This is a genomic window from Serratia sp. A07, assembly GCF_058725505.1.
The window spans coordinates 1-21,229 of sequence record NZ_JBZXDO010000046.1; the positions used below are offsets into that span (position 1 = coordinate 1).

Here is a 21,229-nt window from a genome sequence, read left to right on the forward strand (position 1 = left end):
CGGTAGTTCAGTTGGTTAGAATACCTGCCTGTCACGCAGGGGGTCGCGGGTTCGAGCCCCGTCCGTTCCGCCACTTAATTGATAAGCCCTGAGTCTCTGACTCAGGGCTTTTTCATATGCAAAATTCACGGAATATCGTCGAAATTGCCACCGCTCCTGCCGCTTTTCCTCAATATTGTTGCCTGTTGATCAAAAGTCTTATGCCGAACCTGGCGTTTTTGCTCACTAAAAATATTGCCATACTCTCTCGCATCGCTATTTATCCACTAATGAGAGAGTAAACATTGTGAGCATTCCTGCATTTGGTTTAGGTACTTTCCGCCTTCAGGATCAGGTCGTTATCGACTCGGTGAGCACGGCGCTGGAACTGGGCTATCGGGCTATCGATACCGCACAGATCTATGAAAACGAAGCGGCCGTCGGCCAGGCTATCGCCGCCAGCGGTGTGCCGCGTGACGAACTGTTCATCACGACCAAAATCTGGATCGCGACTCTGGCCAAGGGGTCATTAATTCCCAGCCTGCGAGACAGCTTGGTCAAACTGCAGACCTCGTATGTCGATCTGACATTGATTCACTGGCCATCGCCAAATGATGAAGTGTCGGTCGCCGAGTTTATGGCTGAATTGCTGGAAGCCAAGCGATTGGGGCTAACCCGTCAGATAGGGGTATCCAATTTCACGGTCGATCTGATGCAGCAGGCGATTGACGCGGTCGGTGCCGATCAGATCGCAACCAACCAGATCGAACTGTCGCCGTTCTTGCAGAATGAGAAAGTGGTGGCGTTCGCACGGCAGCATGGCATTGCCATCACCTCTTATATGACGCTGGCGTATGGCAAAGCGTTGCAAGAGGAGACGATCAAGCGTATCGCGGCGCGGCACAAGGCGACGCCGGCACAGGTGGTCCTGGCCTGGGCGTTAAAGCTCGGTTATGCGGTGATCCCTTCCTCGACCAAGCGTGAAAACCTGGAAAGCAACCTGCTAGCGCAGCAGCTACAGCTGAGTGATGAAGATATGGCACAGATTGCCGCGCTGGAAAGCAACGGCCGATTGGTCAGCCCGGAAGGTCTGGCACCCGACTGGGACTAATCTTCAGATATGACGACCTCAGGCGCTCGAGAGAGCGCCTTTTTTATCACTTTAACCGCTCGCTGATAAAATCGATAAAGCTGCGCAGACGGTTACTGACGGCGCTATCGCTGTAGTACACCGCGTTGATCGGCATTTCGAGTGGCAGCGTGTCTTCCACCAGAAGGGGGACCAGATCCCCGCGTTTGACGTCTTCATCACTCATAAAGTCCGACAGGCAGGCGATGCCGTTGCCGTGCAGGCACAGGTGGCGCTGGGTTTCGCCGCTGTTGGTGGTCAGCCCTGGAACGATCTCCAGTTGACGACCATCGGCACAGGCCAGCGGCCAGCGGTTTAGGTTAGGCAGGTCGTTAAAGCCGATGCAGCAATGGTGTTCCAGATCGGCCACCGTCTTGGGCGCGCCATACTGCGCCAGGTAGGCGGGGGAGGCCAGGATGCGCCGATAGCTGGCCATTAGCTTGCGCGCTTTCAGCGTAGAGTCCGTCAGCTCGCCGACGCGGATTGCGATATCCACTTTCCGTTCGATCAAATTGATGAAGTTTTCCGAAGAGACTAACGATAGCGACATTTCCGGATAGCGTTCACGAAACTCGGCGACCAGCGGCGTCAACAGATGCAAGACGACCGGCGTTGCGGCATCGACGCGCAGCAGCCCCTGCGGGCGTTGGCGGCTTTCCAGCAACGCATTTTCCGCTGCGGCCATATCGCTCAACACCTTTTGCACCTGCCGAAAGTAGTTTTCGCCTTCCTGTGTCAGGCTGATTTGGCGTGTCGTACGGTTGAGCAGGGTCACGCCCAGCTTGCTCTCCAGTTTTTTTACCGTACGGCTAACCACGGAGTTGGCCTGCTGCAGGCGCTCTGCCGCCCGGCTGAAGCTGCCGCTCTCCACTACGGTGACGAAGGTGATAAGCTCGTCCGAATTCGCTTTCATTTTTGCTCCACGGGCAAACATCGTTTGAAATTTTGAGCGATTTCGTCATTTAATCACGTCGGAGCATCGCCGTCACCCACTTGAGCGCGAACCTGTACATTCCGATATCCCGTGCGCATTTTGCTGGCCTTTTCGCATTTTTCACCTCTGATGCGTCACCTTTACACAGCTATACCCTCAGAATATTGAAATCACCGCAGACGGCCCCTATAACTGAAAAGGTTATGCCTGTAAAAGCCATGCCCTCTGTGCGGGGCAGGCGTATAATCAATTCACCGTTGGCGAAGTCTTCATCGCCAGTTTCATGCTAATGGGTAATAGGCGAATCGCGTGCCGAAACGAACTTATGCAATGAGGTATGTTGCAGGCCAGCCAGTCGAACGAATTTTTCCTGGCGCCGTTAACCAGCCGTTGCCGCCAGGGGCTGCGCTGCCGACGACCGGCGCTCTGCGCGTCATGGTATGGAATATTTTCAAACAGCAACGAGCCGACTGGCTTTCGGTGCTGAAAAATCATGGCAAAGATGCGCAGCTGGTGTTGTTGCAAGAGGCGCAAACCACGCCGGAGCTGGTGAGCTACGCTACCGCCAACTATCTGGCGGCCGATCAGGTGCCGGCCTTTGTGTTGCCGCAACATCCTTCCGGCGTGATGACGCTGGCAGCCGCTCATCCGGTTTACTGCTGCCCGCTGCGTGAGCGTGAGCCGCTGCTGCGGCTGTCCAAATCGGCCTTGATCACCGTTTACCCGCTGTACAATGGCGAGCTGTTGATGGTGGTGAATATCCATGCGGTGAACTTCAGCCTGGGAGTCGACGTCTACAGCAAGCAGCTGGGGCCGATTGGCGAGCAGATCGCCAGCCATCGGGGGCCGGTGATCATGGCGGGGGACTTCAACGCCTGGAGCCGTAAACGTATCAACGCGCTGTATGACTTTGCCGGCGAAATGGCGCTGCGCGAGGTTAGCTTCACCGACGATCATCGTCGCAAGGCCTTTGGTCGCCCGCTGGACTTCGTGTTTTACCGTAACCTGGGTGTTGTTGAGGCCTCGGTGCTGGTGACCAGCGCGTCGGATCACAATCCGTTGTTGGTGGAGTTCCACCCGGAAAAAGACTCCCCCGTCTGGTGAATCACAGGTAATAAAAAAGCACCCCGAGGGGTGCTTTTTTTGTGCCGGAAACTTAGGTATCCGGCGTTAGCTTGTTGCCGACAAACAGGGTCAACTTCAGACCGGGTTGCAGACTGCCTTTACCGAGCGTTGAATTCCAACGCATCACGTCGTTAATATCGACGCCGTGACGACGTGCAATGCTGGCGAGCGAATCACCTTTGCGAACCTGATAGGTGATACTGCTGTTACTGCCCGTATTGCTGGCCACTTGCAGGGTTTGCCCAACTTTTAAGGCGCTCTTGGCGCGCAAGTTGTTCCAACTCTGCAAATCGCTGGTCTTAACGTTCAGCCGCTTGGCAATGCCCGATAAAGTGTCGCCGGAGCGTACTTTATACGAACTGCCACCGGACAAACCGCTGTTCTTCGCCAACTGCGTCGTTGGCTGAGTCACGGCGATCTGGCCATCGGCCAGCGAGTCTTTCAGCTGATCGGCATGCCCTTTGGGAACCATGATGTAATGGGGCCCGTTAGGTGCCGTAACGCCTTTTTTGTAGCCTGGGTTATACGCTTTCATCTTGGTGACCGAAAGCCCTGCCATCTCAGCCGCCTGAGTCAGCTGGATCTGCTGTCCGACATCGATACGCGCCAGCGCACGGGTTTCATCCGTTTTCGGGAGTTTCACGCCGTACTTCTTGCTGTTCTTGATGATGTCGCTCAGCGCCAGCATTTTCGGGACATAGATTGACGTTTCACGCGGAAGCGACAGTGCCCAGAAATTGGTTGGCTTACCCTGGCGTTTGTTTGCCTTCACCGCTTGCATCACGCGGCCTTCACCACTGTTATAGGCGGCTACGGTCAATAACCAGTCGCCGTTAAACATGCGGTTCAAGCGTTGCATCATGTTAAGCGCAGCGGTTGTCGAGGCGACGACATCGCGTCGACCGTCATACCACTGATTGTTTTTTAAACCATAATTGCGACCCGTTTGCGGCACGATTTGCCATAGCCCTGCGGCGTTGGCACTTGACGTGGCGTGTGGGTCAAAAGCGCTCTCCACTATGGGTAGCAGTACCAGTTCCATCGGCATATTACGTTTCTTAATCTGCCCGACTATCCAGTACATGTACGGCTCTGCCCGTAATGTTACATCGTGGAGATAGCTCTTACTTTTTAAGTACTTTCTTTTCTGATCACGGATCCGGGAATTTTCCGGAACCTCCATCTTCAGCTCGTCGCTAATGAAGTTCCACAGGTCCTGTTGCGCGGCGGGACTGTTGTTATCCAACCACCGCGCCGAGCTCGCTCGGCCATTTGCTGTGTACTCTCCTGCTTCACCATCTTGACCAGCCGAAGACAAACTCTGTGCATGCTGTTCTGGCGCCGGTGCGTCCTGCCTGGACGACTGGCAACCCACTAGCAAGACTGAGGCGAGAAATATCGCTTTAGCCTTCATGTGTGTGTCAATGTAGTTGCTTAAAAGACGAGCAATAATACTTTGCTTCGCCAAATAACACAACTAAAAGCTCAGAAGTTATCTTTCCGCAGGCGTAATTCGGAAAAAACTGAATGAAGGCTTTCCGGTGGTGAATTAAAGCCTAATTTCTTTTGTAAATCAGCGTCATGGCAACGTAAAAACAGGTTAATTTTGCGCTCTAATTGCAATGTGGTTGGCACACTGGCTTGGCCTTTTGCCCTTAACGCTTCAACATGTTGTTGATATGTTTCAATCTCTCGATCTTCCGGCAAAATAGCCCGCGCAAACTTAAGATTTGAAAGAGTATATTCATGCGCGCAGCAAATTAAGGTGTTATCGGGAAGTTGCGCGAGTTGTTGAAATGAGTCGTACATTTGTTTGGCGGTGCCTTCAAACAGCCTGCCGCAGCCGGCAGAGAACATTGTGTCGCCGCAGAACAGATAAGGGGCACTATAGAATGCCACATGGCCTAACGTATGGCCGGGGACGGCGAACGTCCTGTACTGGCGCCCATCGATGTTAAAGGTGTCGCCGTCGCGGACGATGTGATTGGCGCCTTTGTCTGCGGTTTCTTGCGGCCCATAGACGGCCAGGCCGGGATACTGAGCCACGATCTGCGCCACGCCGCCGACGTGATCGTGATGATGGTGGGTCAGCAGGATCGCCGCCGGCACCAGCTGCAGGCTCTGTAGCGCTTCGAGCACCGGCTGCGCCTCACCCGGATCGACGATAATGCAGCGTCCCTGCCGGTCATCCAATAACCAAATGTAATTGTCCTGGAAGGCGGGAATACTGATAAGATTCATGGTGTACCTCTCGTTGGCAACGGCTTGAAAGAAGATAATAAATCATGAAACCAGCCCATACTCTACAAAAGCTCACCGGCCCGCAGTCCTGGGCGGCGCTGCCGTGGGGGGAGTACTATCGTGAAGCGCTCGAGCGGCAGTTGCAACCCTGGTGGCCGAAGCTGTTCGGTTTCCATCTGCTGAAGATGGGCATGCTCAGCGCCGAGTTGGCCACGGACAAATGCGCGATTTCCCATCAGGTCAACGTAGGGCTGGAGGGCGAAGGGCTGCAGGTGATCGCCGATGCTTATCAACTGCCGTTTGCCGCCAAGTCGGTGGATGCCTGCCTGTTGGCGCATACGCTGTCCTACGCGGACGATCCGCACCGCATGTTGCGCGAGGTGGACAGGGTATTGATCGACGACGGCTGGTTGGTTATCAGCAGCTTCAATCCGTTCAGCCTGTTGGGATTGGGCAAGCTGGTGCCCGGACTGCGTCGCCGCCAGCCCTATGTCAGCCGCATGTTTACCCAGATGCGGCTGCTGGATTGGCTCAGCCTGCTGAATTATGAGGTGCTGCACCAGGCGCGTTTTCACGTGCTACCGTGGCATCGCCAGGGTGGAAAATTTTTATGCACCCATTTGCCGGCGCTGGGCTGCATGAGCGTGATTGTGGCGCGCAAACGCACCTTGCCGCTGACGCCCACGCCGATGAAACTGGGGGCGAGAAAACCGTCTCTCAGCCGCGCGGTGGGCGCGACCAAGAGCTACCGCAAACTGCCTTAGGCTTCCGGTTGATAACCGACGTCTTCCTGCGTCGGTTTGCCGGCCGCTTCGCGCGCCAGCACGTCACAACGTTCGTTCTCCGGGTGGCCGGCGTGGCCCTTGACCCATTCCCATTTTACCTCGTGGCGCTGAATGGCCAAATCCAACCGCTGCCACAGATCGACATTCTTGACCGGCTTTTTGTCGGCGGTTTTCCAGCCGCGCTTCTTCCAGTTATGGATCCAACTGGTGATGCCCTGGCGCACATACTGGCTGTCAGTGCTGAGCGTCACGGCGCAGGGTACGGTCAGCGCTTCCAGCGCCACGATCGCCGCCATCATTTCCATGCGGTTATTGGTGGTCAGACGAAAACCCTCGCTGAAGGTTTTTTCCGTCTGCTTATAGCGTAATATCGCACCGTAACCCCCGGGGCCGGGATTGCCAAGGCAGGAGCCATCGGTGAAAATTTCTACCTGTTTGAGCATCTCTGGTAGACTCTTCCTATCAGTTTTATAAAAGCCAAGTCTGACATAAACGAGCGCTGTGAGCACTGCAATATGATCTCTACAACCACCAGACAGATTGTCCTCGATACCGAAACCACCGGTATGAACAAGCTTGGGGTGCACTACGAAGGGCACCGCATCATCGAAATCGGTGCGGTGGAGGTGATTAACCGCCGCCTGACCGGGCGCAACTTCCACGTTTACATCAAGCCGGATCGGCTGGTGGATCCGGAAGCTTACGGCGTACACGGCATCAGCGACGATTTCCTGGCCGACAAGCCGACCTTCGATCAGGTTGCCGACGAATTCCTCGACTTTATCCGCGGCGGCGAGTTGGTGATCCATAACGCGGCGTTCGATATCGGCTTTATGGATCACGAATTCCGCATGTTGCAGCAGGGCATCCCGAAGACCGAGACCTTCTGCACTATCACCGACAGCCTGCTGATGGCGCGCCGCCTGTTCCCGGGCAAGCGCAACAACCTCGATGCCTTGTGCAGCCGTTATGAGATAGACAACAGCAAGCGTACGCTGCACGGCGCATTGCTCGATGCCGAGATCCTGGCGGAAGTCTATCTGGCGATGACCGGCGGTCAGACCTCGATAGCGTTCCAGATGGAAGGTGATACCCAGCAAAATGACGCCGCGCAAGAAATTCAGCGCATTGTCCGCCCGGCGACCGCGATGAAAGTGGTCTACGCCAGCGACGAAGAAGTGAAGGCGCACGAGGCGCGTCTGGATCTGGTGGCGAAAAAGGGCGGCAGCTGCCTGTGGCGCGGTACGCCGGCCGAGTAACGGCATTGTTGCACGAAAAAAACGCACCGGATGAACCTTCGTTGAAAAACTGTGCAAACGGTTCATTTAGTGAGAAAAAGGCGTTGACGGAACCGAGAGGCGTCCGTAATATGCGCCTCGTTCCCCCGCAAGAGGGAATGGCGCGGAGCGGTAGTTCAGTTGGTTAGAATACCTGCCTGTCACGCAGGGGGTCGCGGGTTCGAGCCCCGTCCGTTCCGCCACTATTCAGAAGCCCTGAGTTAGCGATAACTCAGGGCTTCGTCGTTTCTGCTCTCGGCAAAACGGTGCAGCCCAATAAACGGGGCCGGCAGACCGGCCCCTTATTCCTCAGAACAACACCGAGTAGTTCAAGCCGAAGGTGCGTCCGCGGCCTTTATAACTGTACAGCTCAGGCGAGCCGTAGGTCGGGCTGTACAGGATCGGCGCGCGTTGGCCCCAAACGGTGGTGTACTCCTTGTCCAGCAGGTTTTCCACGCTGAAGCTGACTTTCCCTACCGGCAGGGTATAGCTGCCGAGGAAATCGAGAGTGTTGTAGCCATCGATTTTGCGGCCCTGGGTGGAGTTGGCCTTGGTGTAATCGCCGTCGTCCGACACGTCGAAGGTTTGCTGCGACTGTAAGCGCAGATTCCAGTCGCCCGGCGCCCAGCCGACATAAGCGGTGACTTTCGATGGGCTGGCGGTATCCACCACTAGCTTCTTCCATTCGCCGTTGACCTTGGTTTCGGAACGGATAACGTTGAAGTTGGTGCCGGCGCTCCAGTCGCTGTCTTCAAAGAAATAATCCACCGCGCCTTCCACTCCGTAGATGCGGCGCTTGTCCGCATTGACGTTGATGGTCATGTCGGTTTTGTTGATGGCGATGCTCTTGTCGGACAGCGAATAGTAGGCGGCGATTTGCGTGCGCAGGTTATCGCCGGTATAGCGCCAACCCAGCTCGTAGGCATTGACCTTGATGCCTTCCAGCTTGGAATCGCCGACGTTGACGCTCTTCAGCAGCCGGTAATGGCCGCCATTCAACGCGTAGGTGCCGTTGCCGTAATACTTGCCCGGGTCCGGGATCTCGAAGCCCTGAGAGAAGTTGAACCAGGTTTGCTGGCGATCGGTCAGGTGCGCCAACAGGCCGGCGTTGAACAGCGCGTTGTTGTAGTCGGTTTTCCCTCCCGGTATCGCGTCGGCGGACGTCGCGGCGCCGGTGGCGATCGCCTGCTGTTGGTTATAGCCGACGAAGTCGTCAATCTTGTTTTCGGTGTACTGGTAACGCACGCCACCGCTCAGGGTGAAGATCGGGTTAATGTCGTAGCTGGCCTGCAGGAATGACGCCAGGTTGCTGGTGGTATAGCTCGGGTAGCGGCCGGTATTGTAGGCGTTCTCCAGCGTCATGCCGCCGGACTGTTGCGCCTTCGCCAGGTTGAAGAACTGTTGGTTGGCGTTGAAGCTCTCATGCTCGGCGTCGAGACCGTAAGTCAGCGTCAGTGCATCGACAGGCTTGCTGTTTAACGTCAGCTTGCCGCCGTAGAAATCGGTTTTTTGCTGCGAAGCGCCAATGCTGCTGACGTAATAGTTCGGCGCTTTGCCCGCCAGCGTCGGGAACGGGTAGAAGGTCAGGGTTTCGTCGCGGTAGTAGACCTGCGCCACCAAATCCTGGCCGAGGAAATCGGTGTTGGAATACTGCAGGTTGATCAGATGGCGTTCGGTGCCGGGGATACGGTCGGAATTTAAGTTGCCGCTGTTGTATGCCTTGGCGTTGCCGGTCACCGCCGCAAAGTTCTCTCCCAGGAATAGGCCGTGATCGCCGTCGGATTGGCTTTTATAGTATTGGGTGGTCAGCTGCAGCTGTTGGTGTTCGTCGATGTTAAGGGTACCGGTGCCCATCACGTCAAGGCGATTGGAATACTGCAGGCCGGTTTGGGTATTGTCGATCAGCACCTCGTTGCCTTTGCCGTCGTACCAGCCACCGTAGCGTTGGTAAGAAACGGACAGGCGTCCCGAGGCGTTGTCGTTGCCGCCGCTGACCGCCGCCGCCACGTTCTCGTCGTGATCGTTATGGCTGCCAAAGCCGGTTTTACCGCCGATCTGCAACTCGACCTGCTGTTCCTGTTGCCCTTTTTTGGTGACGATGTTGATCAGGCCGCCGGTGCTGCCGCCGCCGTACAGCGAGGTCGCGCCGGAAATCACCTCAATATGATCGATATTGAACGGATCGATCGAATCCAACTGGCGGCTGTCGCTGCGCGATGAATTCAGGCGTACGCCGTCGATCATCACCATCATCGAACGGCCGCGCATATTCATGCCATAGTTGGTGCGGCCCTGGCCGCTGACGTCCATACCGGGGATCAGCTGCGCCAACATGTCTTTGATCTCTTTACCGCCCTGAACCTGCTGTTCGATCTCCTGGCTTTCAATGATCCAGGTCGTTTGCGCCATTTCCGCCGCGCTACGGTGCGAACGGCTGGCGGAGACCACCAACTGCTCTTCGTTGCCGGCTTTCTGATCCTCTGCCCAAGCCGCCGGCGCAAGCATTGCCAGCAGACAAGGGTTCAATACCCAAAGGTGTTTGCGTTTCATCGTTATTTCCCAGGTGATATTGTTATTACTCTATTTTTGAGAATGATTCTTTTATCAATAACGTTTCTTGTTATCAATAAAATCATGATATGATTTTTTGCGATACATTAACGTAATTAATTAGTTTTATTAACATTTTACCCGCTGCACGATCGCGCACTCCACGCCGTCAAACGGTAGCCGATCGGCCATACGTATAAGCGACAGCCGTTGCCGGAGAATCGAGAACATGTCCGCCAGCTACAGAATTTTTGATATCACCTTGAAAAGCAAAACGCTGATTTCACCTTCGCTGGTGCGCTGCGTGTTTGAAGGTGCGGATATTCATCGGATGAAGCTGGAAGCGCCGGATCAGCGCATCAAACTGTTGTTCCCGGCGGCGGACGGCAAGATCCCGCAGCTGGTCAACGGCCCGGACTGGTACGGCGATTACATGGCGTTCCCCAAAGAACAGCGTCCGGTGATGCGCACCTATACGCTGCGTGCGCTGCGCCGTGAGCAGAATCAGATGGACGTCGAATTCGTGCTACATGGCGTGAACGGCCCGGCCTCCGCCTGGGCGACCCACGCCGAGCCGGGTGACGCCCTTCAGACGGTCGCCCCCAACGCTGACTTCGACGGCGACAGCGGTGGCTACGAATGGGTGCCGCCTGCGCAGTTGCAGCAGGCGCTGTTGATCGCCGATGAGACGGCGGTGCCGGCGGCGATGGGTATTCTGGAGCAGCTGGCGCAGCAGGCCAATCCGCCGCGAGTGCAGGCATTTTTTGAGGTGCCGGTGGCGGGGGATTGCCTGGATTTGGCCCGTTTCCCGTTCGCCGAGGTTTACTGGCTGCCGCGTGACGTGGGCCACCAACTGGCGCATGGCACGCTGCTGGTGGAGGCGGTGCGCCAGCGGGTCGATATCCCCGCGTCGGCGTGTGCGCAGGCGCAGTCCCTGGCGGAAAGCAGCCTGAGCGATGAGGTGTTGTGGGAGCGTGCGGCCGGCGGTATGCTTTTTATGCCTGGGTGGCGGCCGAGTCTTCCACGGTGAAAACGCTGCGGCGTTATCTGATCGGCGAACGCGATCTGGATCGCGCTACCGTCAACTTCATGGCCTATTGGTGCTGAACGCGCGGCCCTTTTCCGGCATTGACGCGGGAGAAGGGCATGCCGCTGCCATTCCCCACCCACGAATAATTGCTTGCCAGCGGGTAGTTCGACCGTGCTATGTTCCGCTGAAACGAAGGTTACAGCGAGAACGATAATGCAACGGTTCGACGAACGCCTGCGCCGCGACTACCCACAGCTGACGCCACAGGAGCAGCGGGTGGCCGACTTCATCTTCGATCACTATGACGATTTGATCGGTTACAACAGCGCCGAGCTGGCGCGCCTGAGCGGCGTTTCCAAAGCCACGGTCAGCCGCTTGTTCAAACGGCTGGGCTACCCCAACTACCGCGCCATGCGCGATGAGCTGCGCACCCTGCGCCAAAGTGGCATGCCGCTGACCGACAGCCGCGATGCGGTGCAGGGCGATACGCTGCTGGCGCGGCACTGTAAGCAGGAAATGGCCAATCTCACCCGCTGGGTAAAGCAGATCGATGCGGTGCAGTTCAGCGCGGCGATCGCCGCACTGGCGCAGGCGCGAGGCGTAATGCTGCTGGGGCTGCGCAACAGCTATCCGGTGGCGATGCACCTGCGCCAGCAGCTGATGCAGGTGCGTGAACAGGTGCTGCTGGCGCCGCAGCCGGGGCAGACGCTGGCGGAAGATCTGGCGGGGCTGACGCCGCAGGACGTGGCGGTGGTGGTGGCGTTCCGTCGCCGGCCGCGCCAGATAAAGGCAGTGCTGGCGCTGTTGCAAAGCCGCGGGGTACCGACGCTGTTGATCTGTGAACCGCAGGCGCAGGCGTTGTTCCCGTTGGCCAACTGGCACTTGACCGTGCCGCTCGACAGCGTGTCGGCGTTCGACAGCTATGCTGCCGCCATGAGCCTGGCCAGCCTGCTCAGCAATGCATTGCTGCATGAGCGGCTGGCGCAGGGGCGGCAGCGCATTCATCACGTCGCCGAACTGTTCCAGGCGCTGGACGAACTGGAGCTGCGTTAAGCACGGCAGTTCATTTCCCTTCTTTCACCTTCCGCCGTTTAAGGCGGATCGGTCACCTCATTATGTTACTTTGGTTTCATTAATTGATCATAAGAATCTTTTGTTTCAACTGAATCCCTATCGGGAGTAGGCTGTTGGGCAGCAAACAAACGTCATGTCGACGCTGACGGCATAACTCAATAACTTACTAAGCTGACAGGGAATGAACATGTTGGATATCTCGCAATTCGATCAGATTAACCCGCCGGCGCGCCTGCTGATGGGGCCGGGGCCGATCAACGCCGATCCGCGCGTGCTGCGTGCCATGTCGAGTCAGCTGATCGGCCAGTACGATCCGGCGATGACCGGTTACATGAATCAGGTCATGGCGCTGTATCGCGCGCTGTTCCGCACCGAAAACCGCTGGACGATGCTGGTGGACGGCACCTCGCGCGCCGGCATCGAAGCGCTGCTGGTTTCCGCCATTCGGCCGGGTGATAAGGTGCTGGTGCCGGTATTCGGCCGTTTCGGGCATCTGCTGTGCGAGATTGCCCGCCGCTGCCGTGCCGAGGTACACACGATCGAGGTACCGTGGGGCGAAGTGTTCAGCGCCGATCGCATCGAAGACGCGATTAAGCGAGTGCGCCCGCGCCTGCTGCTGACGGTGCAGGGCGACACGTCCACTACCATGCTGCAGCCGCTGCATGAGCTGGGCGATATCTGCCGCCGCCACGGCGTGCTGTTCTATACCGATGCGACGGCTTCCTTCGGCGGTAACCCGCTGGAGACCGATGCCTGGGGGCTGGATGCGGTCTCCGCCGGGCTGCAGAAGTGCCTGGGCGGCCCCTCCGGCAGCTCGCCGGTCACTCTCAGCCCGCAGTTTGAAGAGATTGTGCGCCGCCGTAAATGCGTGGAGGAGGGGATCCGCACCGCCGAGCACGCCGACGGCGACGACGAGATGATCTACTCCAACTATTTTGACATCGGCATGATCATGGATTATTGGGGGCCGGAGCGCCTCAATCACCATACCGAAGCCACCAGCATGCTGTTCGCGGCGCGAGAGTGCGCGCGGGTGATCCTCGAAGAAGGGCTGGATCACGCCATCGCCCGCCACCGGCTGCACGGCGCGGCGATGCTGGCGGGCATCCGGGGCATGGGGCTGGCGGTGTTCGGCGATCTCGAGCACCGCATGAACAACGTGCTTGGCGTGATGATCCCGCCGCAGGTACAGGGTGAACAGGTGCGGCAGATGATGCTGAACGACTTTGGCATTGAAATCGGCACCTCGTTCGGCCCGCTGCAGGGCAAGATCTGGCGCATTGGCACCATGGGCTACAACGCGCGCAAAGATTGCGTGCTGCAAACCCTGGCGGCGCTGGAGGCGGTGCTGAACCGCCTCGGTTTCGCCAGCAAGCAGGGCGAGGCGTTGCAGGCCGCCTGGAACGTTTATGACGCAGGCAAGCGTGGATGACGCCGTTGGAGGCACAGCAGGCCGCCGCACGGGTGATGGCGCGCTGTGACGAGCTGGCGGCGATCAGCGCAGAGCCCGATCGGCTGACGCGTCTTTATCTCTCCGCCGAACATCGGCGCGCCAATCACCGAGTCGGGGAGTGGATGCGTGAGAGCGGCATGCAGGTTTGGCAGGACAGCGTCGGCAATATCTGCGGCCGCTATGAAGGGCACACGCCCGGCGCCCCCGCGCTGCTGCTCGGTTCGCATTTGGACACGGTGCGTAACGCCGGGCGCTATGACGGCATGCTCGGCGTGCTCACGGCGCTGGAAACGGTGGCGCACTATCACCGCCAGGGGCATCGATTACCGCTGGCGCTGGAGGTGATCGGCTTTGCCGACGAGGAGGGCGCGCGCTTTGGCGTCACGCTGCTCGGCAGCCGCGGCCTGACCGGCCAGTGGCCCGCAGAGTGGCTGGCGCGCACCGACGCCGACGGCGTGAGCATAGCGCAGGCGATGCGCGACTTTGGGCTGGATCCGGCGGCGATCGCGCAGGCGCATCGCGCACCAAACGAAATTCGCGCCTATCTCGAATTACATATCGAACAGGGCCCATGTCTGGAGGCGGCCGATTTGGCGCTGGGCGTGGTGACGGCGATCAATGGCGCGCGCCGGCTTAACTGCACTTTCAGCGGCGAGGCGGGCCACGCTGGCACGGTGCCGATGGGGCAGCGCAAAGATGCGCTGGCGGCCGCAGCAGAATGGATCACGGCGGTCGAAACGCTGACCTGCGCCGCCGATTCGCCACTGGTGGCCACCGTCGGCTGCATCGAGAGTCTGCCGGGCGCGGTCAATGTGATCCCCGGTGAGGTGAAATTGACGCTCGATGTGCGCGGCCCGCAGGATGCGCCGCTGGCGGCGCTATTGACGGCGTTGCTGGCGCAGGCGCAGGCGATCTGCGCGCGGCGTGGAATGCGCTTCGCCAGCGAGGCGTTTTATTGCATCGATGCCACCGCCTGCGACGTGGACCTGCAGCGCCGCTGGCAGGCGGCTGTCGCACAAGTGCAGGGCCGTAGCCTGGCGTTGCCGAGCGGCGCTGGGCATGACGCCATCGCCGTGGCGGCGCAATGGCCGGTCGGCATGCTGTTCGTGCGTTGCGCCGGCGGCGTCAGCCATCATCCGGACGAAGCGGTGCGGCAGGCGGACGTGGCGCTGGCGATCCAGGCCTATTGCCTGATGATCGCCGGCTGGGAGAAGGAGGAATCAGTCTAAACGCAGAAAGCTGTCGGCATCGCGCCAGGCCGGGAAGGCGCTGCGGTAACTCTGCAGGGTTTCCAGCGACAGCTCGGCGTCCAGCCGCGTGGCCGCGCCGGGCTCCGCATTCGCCAGGATCTCGCCCTGTGGGCTGATGATCAGGCTGTCTCCGCTGTAGCTCAGGCCGTTGGGATCTTCGCCCACCCGGTTGCAGCCCGCCACGTACACCTGGTTTTCAATCGCCCGCGCCGCCAGCAGCGTTTGCCAATGGCTGCTGCGCGGCGCCGGCCAGTTGGCGACGTACAGCGCCAGATCGTAATCCTGCTGATAGCGCGCCCAGACCGGGAAACGCAGGTCGTAGCAGATCTGCGGCAGGATGCGCCAGCCGCGCCATTCGAAGATTTCACGCCGGTTGCCGGCTTGGTAGTGCAGATGTTCGCCGGCCATGCGGAACAGGTGGCGTTTGTCATAGGCGTGCACCTGGCCGCCCGGCTCGACCAGCAGGAAGCGGTTGACCGCACCTTCGTCAGTTTTCAACGCCACGCTGCCGCCGATTAACGCGTGGCTTTTCACCGCCCAACCGTGCAGCCAGTCGATCACCTGCTGTTCGGGCAGGGCGCTCTCGCCGGCATCCATGGCGAAACCGGTGGTGAACATCTCCGGCAAGACGATGAGATCTCGGCCAACGATCGGCGCCAGCAACGCATCGAAAGCCGCCAGGTTGGCGGGGCCGTCGCGCCAGACCAGCGGTTGCTGCAACAGGGTAATTTTTAAAGTCGACATAACCGCTCCGCAGCTGCATCCAGCGTGGCGTCCTGTTTAGCGAAGCACAGCCGGATCAATTTATGGGGGAAAGGATCGGCACAGAAGACCGACAGCGGAATGGCCGCCACGCCCACGTGCTCGGTTAACCAATGGCAGAATGCCACATCGTCCAGATCGGAGATGGCGCTGTAGTCCGCCAGCAAGAAGTATGTACCTGCACAGGGTAAAATTTCCAGTCTGCTGCTCGTCAGCGCCTGCACAAAGCGGTCGCGTTTGGCGCGATAGAACGCCGGCAGCTGTCGCCAGTGCTCCGGCTCGGCGCGCAGGCTATCCGCCAGCGCCAGCTGGGCCGGGGTATTGACCGAAAAGGTCAGGTATTGATGCACCTTGCGCACCTCGGCGCTCAGCGCGGCGGGTGCCACGCAATAGCCCACTTTCCAGCCGGTCATGTGGAAGGTTTTGCCGAAAGAGGACACCGCGATCGCGCGCTGGCGCAGCTGCGGGTGGGCCAGCACGCTGGCGTGCCCGCCTTTGGCGAAGCAGATGTGTTCGTAAACCTCGTCGCTGAGCACGTAGATTTCGCGTTCGGCGATAGCGTGCCACAGCTGCTGCATGTCTTCCGCCTGCCAGGCGGTGGCGGACGGGTTGTGCGGCGTGTTGACGATCACCAGGCGGGTGCGTGGCGACAGCGCGGCGGCGAACCCTGGCCAATCCACGGTAAACGCGGGCGGCTGCAGGGCGATGCGTTTGAGTATGCCGCCGGCCAACGTGACCGCCGGCGCATAGCTGTCATAGCTGGGATCGAAGCAGACCACTTCGTCGCCGGGGCGCACCAGCGCGCTGATGGCGGCGAACAGCGCTTCGGTGGCGCCGGCGGTGACGGTCACTTCGGCGGTGGCGTCCGGTTGCCAGCCATACAGCTCGGCGGTTTTGTCGGCGATGGCTTCGCGCAGTGGCGCCACGCCGGTCATCGGCGCATATTGGTTGGCGCCCTGGGCGACGTGCCAAGCCAGACGTTCTTTCAGGTAGTCCGGGCCGTCGAAATCGGGGAAGCCCTGCGACAGGTTGATCGCCTGGTGCTGCTGCGCCAGCGCGCTCATCTGGGTAAAGATGGTGGTGCCCAGTGAGGGCAGTTTACTTTCGGGAACCAATGCGGAAGTGCTCATAGCAGGTGAATACTCCAGGCGCTTATATTGCCGTCAATATATCACGATGCTAGTATTTGGCAATCAAGACGCTTAGATGGCTAAATGCGAAAAGGTGCTTAGCCCGCCACGCGGCACGCCAAGCCTCATCAGCCGGCCGCCTTACCGAACGGGAAACGATAATAATGACGGAGAATCCGCAACTTACCGCATTGCTGGCGGCCTGCCACTGGATTGGCGACAAAGGCTGGTGCCCGGCGACCGGCGGCAACATGTCGCTGCGCCTGGATGAGCGTCAGTGCCTGGTCACCGAGTCCGGCAAAGACAAGGGTAGCCTGAGCGCCACCGATTTTCTGCGGGTGGATATCGCCGACAATCATGTGCCGAGCGGCCGCATGCCATCGGCGGAGACTGGGCTGCATACGCTGCTCTACCGCCTGTCCGCGCACATCGGCGCGGTGCTGCATACCCATTCCGTCAACGCTACCGTCCTGTCGCGGGTGGAGCGCGGCGATGCGCTGGTGCTGCAGGGGTACGAAATGCAGAAGTCGCTGGCCGGCCAGCGCAGCCACCTGGACAGCGTGGCGATCCCCATTTTCGATAACGATCAGGACATCCCCCGGCTGGCGGCGCGCGTGGCGGCCTATGCCGAGGCCACGCCGCTGCAATACGGCTTTCTGGTACGCGGCCACGGCCTGTATTGCTGGGGGAGCCAGGTGGCGGAAGCCCGCCGCCATCTCGAAGGGCTGGAATTCCTGTTCCAGTGTGAACTGCAACGCCGCTTACTGGAGGCGAAATGATCCGCGCTATCGTGACCGATATTGAAGGTACCACCAGCGATATTCGCTTTGTGCATCAGGTACTGTTTCCTTACGCCCGCGAACGGCTGGCGGATTTTGTGCGCCGCCATGCCGCTGAGAGCGAAGTCGCCGCGCCGCTGGCGGCGCTGCGCGCTGAAATTGACCAGCCGCAGGCAGATCTTGACGCGCTGATCGCCGCGCTGTACCGCTTTATGGATGAAGACCGTAAATCTACCGCGCTCAAGGCGTTGCAGGGCATCATTTGGCGCAGCGGTTACCGCGAAGGGGACTTTCGCGGGCATCTGTATCCGGAAGTCGCGGGGCAGTTGGCCGCCTGGCAGCGGCAGGGGGTGAAGCTTTACGTCTATTCCTCCGGTTCGGTGGAAGCGCAGAAACTGCTGTTCGGCCACAGCGACGCGGGCGATCTGCAGCCGCTGTTCAGTGGTTATTTCGATACGCACGTCGGCGCCAAGCGTGAAACCGCGTCGTACCGCAACATCGCGCAGGCTATCGGCATCGCGCCCGACGAGCTGCTGTTTTTGTCCGACATCCACCAGGAGTTGGATGCGGCGCAGGCCGCCGGCTGGCATACCTGCCAGCTGATCCGCGATGAGGCGGACGAGCAGAGCCGGCATCCGCAGGTTAACCGTTTTGATCGTATCGATTTAGGGGAGTTCGTCTCATGAGTGGATTGACCATTTTCAGCGATAAAGCGCCGCAGCAGCCGCTGTGGCAGAGCCGCGACGCGCAGGAGATCCAGCGCCAGTTGGCGCAGATCGGCGTGCGCTTTGAGCGCTGGCAAGCGGATCGCGAGCTGGGCGACAACCCGCAGCCGGAGGCGGTGATCGCCGCCTACCAGCATGAGATAGACCGGCTGGTGGCGGAAAAGGGCTACCAGAGCTGGGACGTGATTAGCATGCGGCCGGACCATGAGCAGCGGCAGGCGCTGCGTGAAAAATTCCTGTCCGAACATACGCACGGCGAAGATGAAGTGCGCTTTTTCGTCGAAGGCGCAGGGCTGTTTTGCCTGCATCTGGACGGCAAGATCTTCCAGATCCTGTGCGAAAAGAACGATCTGATCTCGGTGCCGGCCAACACTCGCCACTGGTTCGATATGGGATCGGCGCCGCACTTTACCGCGATCCGGGTGTTCGACAACCCGGAGGGCTGGGTGGCGCATTTTACCGGCGACAAGATCGCCGATGCCTATCCGCGTCTGGACTGAGCGTCAATCTGCGGGCGTTACCCCAGCGCCCGCCGGAAAATCCCCGCTTCAACCTGCTGCGGCGTAATCACGCCGCTGTCGAATACCCAGCCGCTGATGAGCTTGGCCGGCGTAACGTCGAACGCCGGATTGTAGACCGGTGCCTCGTTCGGCGCCCACTGACAGGCGCCGAAGCTGCCTGAAACGCCGGTGACTTCGGCCGCCGCGCGCTGCTCGATCGGAATGGCGGCGCCGTCCGGGCAGTGCGGATCGTGGGTGGTATGCGGGGCGGCCACGTAGAACGGGATGCCGTGGTAGTGCGCCAGCACCGCCAGGCTGTAGGTGCCGATTTTGTTGGCGACGTCGCCGTTGGCGGCGATGCGATCCGCGCCGACCCACACCGCATCGACCTGGCCCTGTGCCATCAGGCTGGCGGCCATCGAATCGCAGATCAGGCGATAGGGAATGCCCAGCTCGCCCAGTTCCCAAGCGGTCAGGCGGCCGCCCTGCAGCAGCGGCCGGGTTTCATCGACCCACACCTGTTGCACCTTGCCTTGCCGGTGAGCGTGCAGCAGCACGCCGATGGCGGTGCCGACGCCGGCGGTGGCCAACCCGCCGGTATTGCAGTGGGTCAGCAGGCGGCTGCCGGGCTTGACCAGCCCAGCGCCGTGATCGGCAATGCGATCGCACAATCGGCGATCTTCTTCCACCAACCGCAGCGCTTCGTTCACCATTGCCGGCACCCAATCAGGCTCCGCCAGCGCCAGCTTCATGCGATCCAGATTATTCATCAGGTTGACCGCCGTCGGGCGGGCGGCGCGCAGCGTGTGCAGCGCCTGCTCCAGCTCGGCGCGCGGCAGACCGCGTTCCGCGAGCAGCGCCAACAGCAGGCTGGCAGACAGCCCGATCAGCGGCGCGCCGCGCACCCGCAGGCTGTGAATGTGCCCGACCAATTCCTCCACGCTGTCGCAGGCGCGCCACCGCTATTCCTGCGGCAGGGCTTGCTGATCGAGGATCCAAAGGCGGTTGTCCTGCAGGGTCAAACTGGTGGTGTTGAGCGCTTGCATCGGCGGTTAATTCCTTGTTGCGTGGTTATTGCATCTGAAACGCTATTCTGCCAACATGACTTCCAGATGTATAGACGTCCAAATGCTTTTACGTCTAAATAAACAGAATCGCTGGGATCGGTGAGAGAGAACAGAGGGGTTGGGGAATGTCGCTTTATCGTACGTTTACGGCTACCGACGCCGTTGAATACGCCCGCCAATACGGTCGGGTGTCTGAACCGCAGGCACTGGTCAGCGCTGACGAGATCGGTGACGGCAACCTGAATCTGGTGTTCAAGATCCGCGATCGCGAAGGGGTGAGCCGGGTGATCGTCAAACAGGCGCTGCCTTACGTACGTTGCGTGGGCGAATCCTGGCCGTTGACGCTGGATCGGGCGCGCATCGAAGCGGAAACGCTGCTGGTCCACGGCGGCTTCTGCCCGCGGCATACGGTAAAAGTCTTGCATCACGATCCCGAATTGGCGGTGATGGTGCAGGAAGACCTTTCCGACCATCGCATCTGGCGCAGCGAGCTGGTGCAGGGCAACTATCACCCGCTGGCGGCCGGGCAACTGGCGGAATACCTGGCGCAGACGCTGTTCCACACCTCCGATTTTTATCAGTCGGCGCAGCAGAAGAAGGCGGAAGTCAGCCGTTTCACCAACCCCGAGCTGTGCCAGATCACCGAAGATCTGTTCTTTACCGATCCTTATATCGATCATGAGCGCAATCGCTTCGAGGCGGCGCTGTTGCCGCAGGTGCAGGCGCTGCGTGAGGATACGCCGCTGAAGCTGGCCGTCGCCGGCCTGAAACATCGCTTTCTCAGCAAGGCGGAGGCGCTGCTGCACGGCGATATTCACAGCGGTTCGATCTTCGTGGCGGAAGGACGGTTGAAAGCGATCGACGCCGAATTCGGTTTCTACGGCCCGATCGGTTTCGATATCGGCACCGCATTGGGCAATCTGCTGCTCAACTATTGCGGGCTGCCGGGGCTGTTCGGGCCGCGCGACGCCGCCGCCGGGCGCGAGCAGCGCTTGCAGGATGTGCGCGAGCTGTGGCTGATCTTTGCCGATCGCTTCCTGGCGCTGTGCCATCAGCAAAGCCGGGATGCGGCACTGGCAACGCCGGGTTACGCCGAGCAGTTCCTGCAACAGGTCTGGGCCGATGCGGTCGGGTACTGCGGTACCGAACTGATTCGGCGCACCATCGGCCTGGCGCACGTCGCCGATCTGGACAGCATCGCCGACGCCGACATGCGCCTCGACTGCCAGCGTCATGCGCTGGGACTGGGGCGCACGCTGATCGTCAATGCGCCGCAGATCGAGCATATTGACGCGCTGTTGGCACGCATTCGTCAGCAAGGCTGAATAACTCGGCATGAGGCAAACCCGGCTGCGGCCGGGTTTTTTATTCCTAACTTAAAACCACGTCCTGTGGACGTGGTTATCGACTCGGTTTTGGCTCTGCCTGTAAAAACCTGC

Annotated in this window: 18 protein-coding genes, 1 tRNA gene and 2 pseudogenes; 13 read left to right on the forward strand and 8 right to left on the reverse strand. The window is 59.7% G+C overall.

The genetic code is table 11. The features are described from left to right. The first annotated feature begins 286 nt into the window (after positions 1–286). Entirely contained in the window at positions 287–1,090 is an 804-nt protein-coding gene (gene dkgB, locus AC4PR2_RS25095) for a 2,5-didehydrogluconate reductase DkgB (RefSeq protein ID WP_197804243.1), read from the forward strand. A gap of 46 nt (positions 1,091–1,136) precedes the next feature. Here dkgB and yafC read toward each other — a convergent pair whose 3' ends face one another. Then, positions 1,137–2,021: a DNA-binding transcriptional regulator YafC gene (gene yafC, locus AC4PR2_RS25100; protein WP_060440650.1), complete on the reverse strand. Its 885-nt coding sequence runs from the start codon at positions 2,019–2,021 to the stop codon at positions 1,137–1,139. Between the two features lie 330 nt (positions 2,022–2,351). Between yafC and AC4PR2_RS25105 the strand changes: the two genes are divergently transcribed. Next, positions 2,352–3,146, forward strand: coding sequence for an endonuclease/exonuclease/phosphatase family protein (locus tag AC4PR2_RS25105; protein ID WP_025160092.1), 795 nt, complete (start codon positions 2,352–2,354; stop codon positions 3,144–3,146). Between the two features lie 52 nt (positions 3,147–3,198). Here the strand turns inward: AC4PR2_RS25105 and mltD are convergent, their stop codons facing one another. Together mltD and gloB are read right to left on the reverse strand one after the other, a co-directional pair. Continuing rightward, complete coding sequence (gene mltD, locus AC4PR2_RS25110; RefSeq protein WP_060440648.1) at positions 3,199–4,581, reverse strand: murein transglycosylase D; 1,383 nt, start codon at positions 4,579–4,581, stop codon at positions 3,199–3,201. A 71-nt stretch (positions 4,582–4,652) separates the two neighbouring features. Next, positions 4,653–5,408 (reverse strand): hydroxyacylglutathione hydrolase, encoded by a 756-nt coding sequence (gloB, locus tag AC4PR2_RS25115; RefSeq protein ID WP_197804244.1) that lies wholly within the window; start codon positions 5,406–5,408, stop codon positions 4,653–4,655. Positions 5,409–5,452: 44 nt separating this feature from the next. On the opposite strand from gloB, the gene AC4PR2_RS25120 reads away from it, so the two are divergent. Then, the gene (locus tag AC4PR2_RS25120) at positions 5,453–6,172 is read left to right on the forward strand and encodes a class I SAM-dependent methyltransferase (protein ID WP_084826795.1); all 720 of its coding nucleotides are present in this window, start codon (positions 5,453–5,455) and stop codon (positions 6,170–6,172) included. Here AC4PR2_RS25120 and rnhA read toward each other — a convergent pair. Next, the gene (gene rnhA, locus AC4PR2_RS25125) at positions 6,169–6,636 is read right to left on the reverse strand and encodes a ribonuclease HI (RefSeq protein ID WP_033649910.1); all 468 of its coding nucleotides are present in this window, start codon (positions 6,634–6,636) and stop codon (positions 6,169–6,171) included. The two genes, AC4PR2_RS25120 and rnhA, sit on opposite strands and share 4 nt — an antisense overlap. Before the next feature lie 72 nt (positions 6,637–6,708). Between rnhA and dnaQ the strand changes: the two genes are divergently transcribed. Then, a complete protein-coding gene (dnaQ, locus tag AC4PR2_RS25130) occupies positions 6,709–7,452 on the forward strand; it encodes a DNA polymerase III subunit epsilon (RefSeq protein WP_070915438.1) in 744 nt (247 codons plus the stop codon). Between the two features lie 144 nt (positions 7,453–7,596). Beyond that, a tRNA-Asp gene (locus AC4PR2_RS25135) sits at positions 7,597–7,673 on the forward strand. A 106-nt stretch (positions 7,674–7,779) separates the two neighbouring features. On the opposite strand, the gene AC4PR2_RS25140 is transcribed toward AC4PR2_RS25135, so the two are convergent. Next, positions 7,780–10,020 carry a TonB-dependent siderophore receptor gene (locus AC4PR2_RS25140; RefSeq protein ID WP_330113295.1) on the reverse strand — a complete coding sequence of 747 codons (2,241 nt, stop codon included), beginning with the start codon at positions 10,018–10,020 and terminating at the stop codon, positions 7,780–7,782. 229 nt (positions 10,021–10,249) lie between these two features. On the opposite strand from AC4PR2_RS25140, the pseudogene AC4PR2_RS25145 reads away from it, so the two are divergent. From AC4PR2_RS25145 to hpxK, 4 genes and pseudogenes are all read left to right on the forward strand, one after another. Continuing rightward, positions 10,250–11,127, forward strand: a pseudogene (locus AC4PR2_RS25145) (siderophore-interacting protein). A 136-nt stretch (positions 11,128–11,263) separates the two neighbouring features. Beyond that, positions 11,264–12,103 (forward strand): MurR/RpiR family transcriptional regulator, encoded by an 840-nt coding sequence (locus AC4PR2_RS25150; RefSeq protein WP_060425266.1) that lies wholly within the window; start codon positions 11,264–11,266, stop codon positions 12,101–12,103. A gap of 208 nt (positions 12,104–12,311) precedes the next feature. Continuing rightward, entirely contained in the window at positions 12,312–13,556 is a 1,245-nt protein-coding gene (locus AC4PR2_RS25155; protein WP_061872253.1) for a pyridoxal-phosphate-dependent aminotransferase family protein, read from the forward strand. Next, a complete protein-coding gene (hpxK, locus tag AC4PR2_RS25160) occupies positions 13,553–14,806 on the forward strand; it encodes an allantoate amidohydrolase (RefSeq protein ID WP_100397115.1) in 1,254 nt (417 codons plus the stop codon). The genes AC4PR2_RS25155 and hpxK overlap by 4 nt, the downstream gene beginning before the upstream one ends. Here the strand turns inward: hpxK and AC4PR2_RS25165 are convergent. Further along, positions 14,798–15,571, reverse strand: a complete 774-nt coding sequence (locus AC4PR2_RS25165; RefSeq protein WP_049271923.1) for an amidohydrolase — start codon at positions 15,569–15,571, stop codon at positions 14,798–14,800. The genes hpxK and AC4PR2_RS25165 overlap by 9 nt on opposite strands. Further along, positions 15,559–16,719, reverse strand: coding sequence for a pyridoxal phosphate-dependent aminotransferase (locus AC4PR2_RS25170; RefSeq protein ID WP_089185502.1), 1,161 nt, complete (start codon positions 16,717–16,719; stop codon positions 15,559–15,561). The genes AC4PR2_RS25165 and AC4PR2_RS25170 overlap by 13 nt, the downstream gene beginning before the upstream one ends. A 164-nt stretch (positions 16,720–16,883) precedes the next feature. Between AC4PR2_RS25170 and AC4PR2_RS25175 the strand changes: the two genes are divergently transcribed. The 3 genes from AC4PR2_RS25175 to AC4PR2_RS25185 are packed head-to-tail and all read left to right on the forward strand — an operon-like array spanning position 16,884 to position 18,723. Then, positions 16,884–17,498 (forward strand): methylthioribulose 1-phosphate dehydratase, encoded by a 615-nt coding sequence (locus AC4PR2_RS25175; RefSeq protein ID WP_197756840.1) that lies wholly within the window; start codon positions 16,884–16,886, stop codon positions 17,496–17,498. Further along, on the forward strand, positions 17,495–18,184 hold the full coding sequence (mtnC, locus tag AC4PR2_RS25180) for an acireductone synthase (protein WP_043135516.1): 690 nt from the start codon (positions 17,495–17,497) through the stop codon (positions 18,182–18,184). The genes AC4PR2_RS25175 and mtnC overlap by 4 nt, the downstream gene beginning before the upstream one ends. Continuing rightward, positions 18,181–18,723 carry a 1,2-dihydroxy-3-keto-5-methylthiopentene dioxygenase gene (locus tag AC4PR2_RS25185; RefSeq protein ID WP_102984216.1) on the forward strand — a complete coding sequence of 181 codons (543 nt, stop codon included), beginning with the start codon at positions 18,181–18,183 and terminating at the stop codon, positions 18,721–18,723. Before mtnC ends, AC4PR2_RS25185 begins: the two co-directional genes overlap by 4 nt. Before the next feature lie 17 nt (positions 18,724–18,740). Here the strand turns inward: AC4PR2_RS25185 and mtnA are convergent. Further along, positions 18,741–19,769: pseudogene (gene mtnA, locus AC4PR2_RS25190) on the reverse strand (S-methyl-5-thioribose-1-phosphate isomerase). Positions 19,770–19,915: 146 nt separating this feature from the next. Here mtnA and mtnK point away from each other — a divergent pair. Then, positions 19,916–21,115, forward strand: a complete 1,200-nt coding sequence (mtnK, locus tag AC4PR2_RS25195; RefSeq protein WP_060440637.1) for an S-methyl-5-thioribose kinase — start codon at positions 19,916–19,918, stop codon at positions 21,113–21,115. Positions 21,116–21,229 lie beyond the last annotated feature (114 nt).

Excerpts from the sequence above, each read along its gene's own strand:
- yafC (WP_060440650.1), bottom strand. The coding sequence starts at position 2,021 with ATGAAAGCGAATTCGGACGAGCTTATCACCTTCGTCACCGTAGTGGAG.
- mltD (WP_060440648.1), bottom strand. The coding sequence starts at position 4,581 with ATGAAGGCTAAAGCGATATTTCTCGCCTCAGTCTTGCTAGTGGGTTGC.
- gloB (WP_197804244.1), bottom strand. The coding sequence starts at position 5,408 with ATGAATCTTATCAGTATTCCCGCCTTCCAGGACAATTACATTTGGTTA.
- AC4PR2_RS25120 (WP_084826795.1), top strand. The coding sequence starts at position 5,453 with ATGAAACCAGCCCATACTCTACAAAAGCTCACCGGCCCGCAGTCCTGG.
- rnhA (WP_033649910.1), bottom strand. The coding sequence starts at position 6,636 with ATGCTCAAACAGGTAGAAATTTTCACCGATGGCTCCTGCCTTGGCAAT.
- dnaQ (WP_070915438.1), top strand. The coding sequence starts at position 6,709 with ATGATCTCTACAACCACCAGACAGATTGTCCTCGATACCGAAACCACC.
- AC4PR2_RS25140 (WP_330113295.1), bottom strand. The coding sequence starts at position 10,020 with ATGAAACGCAAACACCTTTGGGTATTGAACCCTTGTCTGCTGGCAATG.
- AC4PR2_RS25150 (WP_060425266.1), top strand. The coding sequence starts at position 11,264 with ATGCAACGGTTCGACGAACGCCTGCGCCGCGACTACCCACAGCTGACG.
- AC4PR2_RS25155 (WP_061872253.1), top strand. The coding sequence starts at position 12,312 with ATGTTGGATATCTCGCAATTCGATCAGATTAACCCGCCGGCGCGCCTG.
- hpxK (WP_100397115.1), top strand. The coding sequence starts at position 13,553 with ATGACGCCGTTGGAGGCACAGCAGGCCGCCGCACGGGTGATGGCGCGC.
- AC4PR2_RS25165 (WP_049271923.1), bottom strand. The coding sequence starts at position 15,571 with ATGTCGACTTTAAAAATTACCCTGTTGCAGCAACCGCTGGTCTGGCGC.
- AC4PR2_RS25170 (WP_089185502.1), bottom strand. The coding sequence starts at position 16,719 with ATGAGCACTTCCGCATTGGTTCCCGAAAGTAAACTGCCCTCACTGGGC.
- AC4PR2_RS25175 (WP_197756840.1), top strand. The coding sequence starts at position 16,884 with ATGACGGAGAATCCGCAACTTACCGCATTGCTGGCGGCCTGCCACTGG.
- mtnC (WP_043135516.1), top strand. The coding sequence starts at position 17,495 with ATGATCCGCGCTATCGTGACCGATATTGAAGGTACCACCAGCGATATT.
- AC4PR2_RS25185 (WP_102984216.1), top strand. The coding sequence starts at position 18,181 with ATGAGTGGATTGACCATTTTCAGCGATAAAGCGCCGCAGCAGCCGCTG.
- mtnK (WP_060440637.1), top strand. The coding sequence starts at position 19,916 with ATGTCGCTTTATCGTACGTTTACGGCTACCGACGCCGTTGAATACGCC.